Below are 7293 nucleotides of genomic sequence, written 5' to 3' on the forward strand. Positions count from 1 at the left end.
GTACCGGGTATTTCTTCTTCTATAGCAGCTCTTGCTTATGCAGGAATTCCTATTACTCACCGTGCAATTAGCACATCATTTCACGTAATTACTGGGCATGAAGACCCAACCAAAGAAGAAGAATCAGTTGATTATCAAGCTTTAGCGCAATTAAAAGGAACTCTGGTCTTCTTAATGGGATTGAACAATCTAGGAAAAATTTGCTCACAATTACTGAAATATGGTAAATCTTCCGACACTCCAGCGGCTGTTGTATCAAAAGGAACTACATCAGAGCAGAAAGTTGCTGTAGGAACACTGGATAATATAGAACAAAAACTTGATAATATTACCTATCCGGCTATTATTGTGGTTGGAGATGTTATAAATCTTAGAGAATCCTTAAATTGGTTTGAAAATAAGCCTTTATTTGGCAGAAAAATTCTTGTGACAAGAGCCAGACATCAGGCAAGTGCATTGGTGAAAAAAATAGAAGAAGCTGGTGGCAGGGCTATAGAGTTTCCGACTATAGAAATTCAGTCAAATGATAATGATAGTCAGTTAAAACAAATGTTTGACAGTTTAAATAATTATCAATGGGTAATATTTACCAGTGTTAATGGAGTTGAAATATTCTTTGAGAAATTAAAGTCTAATGATAAAGATATAAGAACTATTGGACAGGCTAAACTTTGTGCTATTGGTGAAGCAACTAGGCAGGCTCTTGAAAATTACTATTTAAAGGTTGATTTTACTCCGCATGAATATGTTGCAGAGGCTCTGGTTGAAGGATTGAAAGAAAGAATCAAAGCTGGAGATAAAGTATTAATACCAAGAGCTGATGTGGCCAGAGAAATATTACCTGATCAATTAAAAGAAATGTGTGCTGTAGTTGATGTTGTGCCTCTATACAAAACAGTGCTGCCTAATAGATCAGCTGAAGAATTAAAAGATATTCTTGATAAAGTAGATACAATTACCTTTGCTAGTTCTTCTACAGTGACAAATTTCATTCAAATATTAGGTAGAGAGAACTTGCATCTATTAGATAATAAAGAAATTGCTTGTATTGGCCCAATCACATTAGATACGGCACGAGAAAATGGGCTAAAATCAATTAAAATGGCTAAAAAATATACTATTGACGGATTAGTGAGTTTATTAATGGAGAAATAATATGATTCATAGAGGTCGAAGATTAAGGATAAACCCTGGAATCCGTAGTATGGTGAGAGAAACTCATTTACAAATTGAAAATCTTATTTATCCTCTGTTTTTAGTTGAGGGAAACGGTATAAAAAAAGAAATCTCTGCTTTAAAAGGGCAGTATCATTTGTCTATAGATAAGCTCGACGAGGAATTAGATGAAATCGTCAGCCTTGGAATACCGGCAGTATTATTATTTGGCTTACCTGCATATAAAGATGATCTAGCAAGCAGTGCATACGATGAAGATGGAATTGTACAAAAAGGTGTTCGCAAAATTAAGCAAAAACACCCTCAATTAGTGGTTATTACGGACGTATGCCTCTGTCAGTATACTTCTCACGGTCATTGTGGAGTTCTTGAAAATGGAGTTGTTCTCAATGATCCTTCTGTAGAACTAATAGCTAAAACTGCTTTATCCCACGTAAAAGCAGGGGCTGATATGGTAGCTCCATCTGATATGATGGATGGTCGTATAGCAGCTATTAGAGATTTACTCGATCTTGAAGGATATGAATATATCCCAATTATGTCTTATAGTGTTAAATACGCTTCAAGTTTCTATGGGCCATTTAGAGAAGTAGCTGATTCTTCTCCAAAATCAGGAGACAGAAAGAGCTATCAGATGGATTCGGCTAATACTAATGAAGCAATTAGAGAAGCAGAAGCGGATTTGCTTGAAGGTGCAGATATTTTAATGGTTAAGCCTGCTATGTCTTATCAGGATGTAATTTACAGGCTTAAACAAAATTTTGATTGTCCTATAGCTGCTTATAATGTAAGTGGTGAATACGCAATGATAAAATCAGCAGCGGGACAAAATTTATTAGATGAAAAAAGTGCTGTTCTTGAAGCTTTAACAGGAATTAAGCGCTCAGGGGCGGATTTAATCATAACTTATTTTGCAAAAGATGTAGCACGATGGTTGAGAGGCAATTATGAGACTAGATAAATCAAAGGCTTTATTTGAAGAAGCTAAAAAATATATTCCGGGTGGTGTAAACAGTCCCGTAAGAGCATTTGGCAGTATTGGAACTACTCCTCCTTTTATGGTTAGAGGACAGGGTAGTAAAATATACGATGAAGATGGTAATGAATATATTGATTTTGTTAGCTCTTGGGGTCCTATGATGCTAGGGCATGGCGATGAACGTGTTAAAAATGCTCTAAAAGAACAGATTGATATTGCTATAGGCTTTGGTGCCCCCACAGCTTTAGAAGTTGAAATGGCTAAGTTAATTACTGAATTAGTGCCTTCGGTTGAAATGGTTAGGATGGTTAATTCCGGTACTGAAGCCACTATGAGTGCCATTCGTCTTGCTAGGGGTTATACTGGTAAAGATAAAATAGTTAAATTTGCAGGAAATTACCATGGACATGCCGATAGTTTCTTAATCCAGGCAGGTTCAGGTGCTTTGACTCATGGAGTTCCAAGCAGTCCAGGTATTCCTGAGGATGTAATTAAGCATACTTTAATAGCTGATTATAACAGTGTTGAATCGGTACAAAAGCTTTTTGATGTTCATGGTAAAGAAATTGCAGCTGTTATATTAGAACCAATTGTAGGTAATATGGGAGTTGTGCCTGCTTCTCAGGAATTTATTGATTTCTTACGTGAAATCACTCAGAGATATGGTAGTCTGCTGATTTTTGACGAGGTTATGACAGGTTTTAGGGTATCAATAAATTGTGCTCAAAGTTTATATAGAGTAACTCCTGATCTTACCTGCTTTGGAAAGATTATAGGCGGTGGTTTGCCTGTTGGTGCTTACGGTGGTAAAAGAGAAATAATGGAAAAAATTTCTCCTGTTGGCCCTGTTTATCAGGCAGGAACATTATCGGGAAATCCTGTTGCTATGAGTGCAGGATTAACTATGCTAAAAACTCTTAGAGATAACCCTGAAATTTACAAGAATGTGGAAGAAAAAGCAAAAAAACTTCAGGAAGGAATTGAGAAAAATATAGGTGAATTAGGAGTAGAAGCTACTGTCAATCGTGTTGGTTCTATGATAACCTTATTTTTCTCAAAAGAAAAAGTTTATGATTATAATACAGCAACAAAATCTGATACTAAAAAATATGCTGAATACTTTAAATCTATGCTAGAGCAGGGAATTTATCTACCTCCAGCACAGTTTGAAGCTTTCTTTATTTCTTATGCCCATACAGATGAGGATATTGAGAGAACTATTCAGGCAAACAGAAAAGCATTAGCTGTCTAATGATTAAGGAATTATAAAATGGCTTTTATCATAATTAAAGTTCTTATCACTGCCTTAGTTATCGTTCTGGTAACTGAAATTGCTAAAAGACATACTTCTTTAGGCGGTTTAATTGCAGCTATGCCAATAACAACTTTACTTTCACTTTTCTGGCTATATTATGAAAAGAAAGATTTAGCTCTGTTATCAGACTTTACCAGAGCAATTTTTTGGGGAATTTTTCCTACTTTATTATTCTTTATTCCTGCCATATTTCTATTTAAAAAAGGCTGGAATTTTTATCTGGTATTAGGTATAAGTTTTATTTGCCTTGGAATTGGAGCATATATTCATCAGAAGTATGTGAGCTAAGAATACAACAAAAATCCCCTGAGATTTTCAGGGGATTCAAATTAATACTTATTCTGGTTTCTGTTTTTTGCAATCAGGACAGTAACCGTAAATTTCAAATTTATGACCTGTTATCTCAAAGCCAGTAGAATTGAGTAAATTTTTATCTATTTTATCTATAGGACAGTGATCTATTGGGAAAATTTTATTGCATTTTACACAAATAATATAGTGTTTATCCACTTCTCTATTTAATTCATATCTGGCTTTGTTGTCATCCATCATAATCGTTTTGATGACAATTCCTTTATCAGTTAACATTTCAAGGTTTCTATAGATAGTAGACATTGAAATTGATGATTTTAAGTATTTAAACATTGCATAAATATCTTCAGCGGTAGCTGGTACCTCAAAAAGCTTTAATGTTTCTATGATTTCCTGTCTATGTTTAGTATTTCTGCATCCTTTTAGAGCATTTTTGTATAATTTGTCTGTATTCAAGTTGAAATTATCCTCTGCTCAATATGACCTAATATATTATAATTCAAAAAAATTATTGTTTTATATTCTACTGATTAATTAAATTAAAATATAGATTAAATTTCATATTTGATAATAAATATCAAGAATTAAGATTATAAAAGAAGCTCTTTTAAAAGAGCTTCTTTTATAACTATATCTGGAAAAGTGTTGTTATTTACTTATTTTTTCCTTCCATGCGCAAGGCCAATAAAGTAACCGATAAAACTTGCCCCAATAGCGGCTTGAAGAGTAAATAGCAAGCTTTCTACTTCACCGCTTGGCGGCTCCCATAAAGGTTCAATCCAGGGTTTATAATTGCTGCTAATTGCTGTAATTAGTTCTTCTGCCTTGCCATCAGCTCCTGTAAATTCCCCATTTTGAACTATAAACAATGGAATAGCTGTAATTAAGATAACTAGAATGGCTAAAATAATATTTTTAGTCTTATTCATTATTATGCCTCCTCTGATATTGGGCTAGTTTTGTCATTGGTTAAGACATTGAGCTCTTTTAATTCGTTGAAATTATACGTAGTAAGGAAATTGAAAATTAATACAGTAAGTAAACCTTCACTAATAGCAAGTGGAATTTGAGTTAAAGCAAAAACGCTCATGAATTTTAACAAAGAAAATTCAAATCCACCTGTAGGAGAAGGGAATGCCAATGCTAATTGAACCGATGTGGTTATATAAGTCAGTAAATTTCCTAATGATGCAGCTAAGAATACTGATAACCATTTAGGACTATTAAATTTATTAAGAAGCTTATAGATTCCAAATGCAACGAAAGGACCTACTATGGCCATAGAAAAAGCATTAGCACCTAATGTTGTAATCCCTCCATGAGCTAGTAATAATGCTTGAAACAGTAAAACTATACTGCCTAATACTGTCATTGCAGTTGGGCCAAATAAAATAGACCCAAGGCCAACTCCTGTAGGATGAGAGCAGCTCCCGGTTACAGAAGGTAATTTGAGGGCAGAAAGCACGAAAGCAAATGCTCCTGCTAATGCTAGAAGCATTTTAAGTTTTGGGTTAAGATTGACATTTTTTTGTATTGATTTGATTCCTATAAGCAAAAACGGTAATGTCATTGCCCCCCAGAAGATACTCCATTTAATAGGTAAAAATCCTTCCATAATGTGCATGGCTGAGGCATATTGGGGCGATAATAGTAATATAGTAACGAGTATTACCAGGAGATTTTCAAACTTTTTTAACATCTTAATCACACTCCATATTTTAATAATGCAAATCACTTGCATTATTATATGAAAATTTGTTAGAATTGTCTATATCAAAAAATATGTTATCAACTTTTAAAAAATATGATTTAATATGAATTAGGTTAAAAAGGAGATTTATCTGGTGTTAAAGAGTTCATTTAAGTTTACAATCTTATTGTTTTTGGCAGTTTGTTTGTTGAATTCTAAAAATTGTGCACAAAGTAGTGAATTAGATGAAAATAATCTAAAAACAAAAACTCAGGAAAGTCTGGCTTTAAATGAAGGCCCAAATGTAGTTGATGAGCAGAATTCTGAAAAACCTGCAGTGGGTACAGAAGAAAGTAAAATTCAGAAAGATAAGCATATTATTCCTGTATTAGAGTTAAAAGGTGGAGTTAAGCAGGCAGAAGAAACCCCAAAAACACCTTTAAAATCCTGGGTGACCGGTGATTATGCTACAGGGGATTGGGGTGGATTACGCACTAAACTTGAAGAAAATGGAATAAATCTACAAACAGAGTATACAATGGAACCCTTTATGAATTTACGCGATAGAGTTCCAGTAGACTATTTTGGTAACCTCGATGTTACTCTTGAATTAGAGACAGAAAAAATGAAACTCTGGCGTGGTGGTAAATTCTTTGTATATTTTCAACAAAACCATGGTAATGGCATAACAGATCGCTATATAAATGATATCCAAACCCTCAGTAACATAGATCCTGGTAAAAGTTATACTCATATTAGTGAATACTGGTATGAGCAAGGATTATTTGATAACAGGTTTAGAGTTAAGCTTGGTAAACAGGATGCAAATGAAGATTTCTGCGCATTGGATTATGCAGGAGATCATATTAACTCATCATTTGGTCTGATTCCTACAGTGCCAATTCCAACCTTCCCAAATCCTGGACTTGGTGTTGCAACATTTATTGAACCTATAGACTTAATTTCTATTGGTGCTGGTTTTTACGATGGAGCTGCTAAAGGTGGGACATCCGGTTTTGATACTGCTTTTGATAATGATGGTGGTGGTGTAACTGTAGTAGAAGTTAACCTGAAACCAGCTTTTGGTTCTCAAAAGCAATATCCTGGCAAGTATCAGGCAGGATTCTGGCATCATAGCGGTGATGTTGATGAAATAACCTTAGATGATCCAGTTAGAACATATACTAGTAACGCAGGGATTTATTTTGGAGCAGAACAGCTAATTTTTAAAGAACAGAAAGATTTAGAAGACGATCAAGGGTTAGCAGTATTTGGCCAATATGGCTGGGCTCCTCAAGAGAAAAACCAGATAGCAGAGTATTATGGCATTGGACTGAGTTATAAAGGATTATTTACAACTCGTAATAATGATATGACTGGAATTGGAACTGCTTTTGCAAGATTTGGAAGAAATACAGAACGTGTAGATCGTACAACCGGTGAAACAGTGCTAGAATTTTTCCATAAGTTTCAGATTACTCCTTGGTTAGCAATCCAGCCAGATTTACAATATATTTATAATCCAAGTGGAACAGAAAGAGACGCAGTTGCATTTGGTATTAGAACAAAGATAACTTTCTAGTGTATAGATCTACAAATAATATGTTATAATTTCCCGAACTGTCATCCTGAGGAGCAAAGCGACGTGAGGATCTTGTCAATGTACAATTTTAATGTTAATTTTAAGGCTTAAATAGTGTATTGTATGGATTGCCACGGGCTAAAGCCCTCGCAATGACAGGGGGTTGCTTTTAACATATTAAGTAACAAACAAAAAATTTCTTCGTCTTAATTTTAAAGTTAGGCCAAAAAATAGGTGGA

The 7293-nt window shown here is 34.4% G+C and carries 7 protein-coding genes and 1 pseudogene (1 of these 8 running past the window's edge); 5 read left to right on the forward strand and 3 right to left on the reverse strand.

Features of this window, described 5'->3' with window-relative positions:
* The 4 genes and pseudogenes from A2255_07785 to A2255_07800 all read left to right on the forward strand — a co-directional run.
* Window positions 1-1155, forward strand: a pseudogene (locus A2255_07785) (hypothetical protein); it begins 287 nt to the left of the window's first position.
* Between the two features lies 1 nt (window position 1156).
* Complete coding sequence (locus A2255_07790; GenBank protein ID OGI20970.1) at window positions 1157-2137, forward strand: delta-aminolevulinic acid dehydratase; 981 nt, start codon at window positions 1157-1159, stop codon at window positions 2135-2137.
* Window positions 2124-3407 carry a glutamate-1-semialdehyde-2,1-aminomutase gene (locus tag A2255_07795; protein OGI20971.1) on the forward strand — a complete coding sequence of 428 codons (1284 nt, stop codon included), beginning with the start codon at window positions 2124-2126 and terminating at the stop codon, window positions 3405-3407. The genes A2255_07790 and A2255_07795 overlap by 14 nt, the downstream gene beginning before the upstream one ends.
* A gap of 18 nt (window positions 3408-3425) precedes the next feature.
* Window positions 3426-3758, forward strand: a complete 333-nt coding sequence (locus A2255_07800; protein OGI20972.1) for a hypothetical protein — start codon at window positions 3426-3428, stop codon at window positions 3756-3758.
* Between the two features lie 48 nt (window positions 3759-3806).
* Here the strand turns inward: A2255_07800 and A2255_07805 are convergent, their stop codons facing one another.
* From A2255_07805 to A2255_07815, 3 genes are all read right to left on the reverse strand, one after another.
* Window positions 3807-4238: a hypothetical protein gene (locus tag A2255_07805; GenBank protein OGI20973.1), complete on the reverse strand. Its 432-nt coding sequence runs from the start codon at window positions 4236-4238 to the stop codon at window positions 3807-3809.
* A gap of 200 nt (window positions 4239-4438) precedes the next feature.
* Window positions 4439-4711, reverse strand: coding sequence for a cobalt ABC transporter substrate-binding protein CbiN (locus A2255_07810; protein OGI20974.1), 273 nt, complete (start codon window positions 4709-4711; stop codon window positions 4439-4441).
* A gap of 2 nt (window positions 4712-4713) precedes the next feature.
* Window positions 4714-5481: a cobalamin biosynthesis protein CbiM gene (locus A2255_07815; protein OGI20975.1), complete on the reverse strand. Its 768-nt coding sequence runs from the start codon at window positions 5479-5481 to the stop codon at window positions 4714-4716.
* A gap of 145 nt (window positions 5482-5626) precedes the next feature.
* Between A2255_07815 and A2255_07820 the strand changes: the two genes are divergently transcribed.
* Window positions 5627-7054, forward strand: coding sequence for a hypothetical protein (locus A2255_07820; protein ID OGI20976.1), 1428 nt, complete (start codon window positions 5627-5629; stop codon window positions 7052-7054).
* Window positions 7055-7293: the final 239 nt, after the last annotated feature.

The sequence above is a fragment of the Candidatus Melainabacteria bacterium RIFOXYA2_FULL_32_9 genome (assembly GCA_001784615.1).
GTDB lineage: Bacteria > Cyanobacteriota > Vampirovibrionia > Gastranaerophilales > UBA9579 > UBA9579.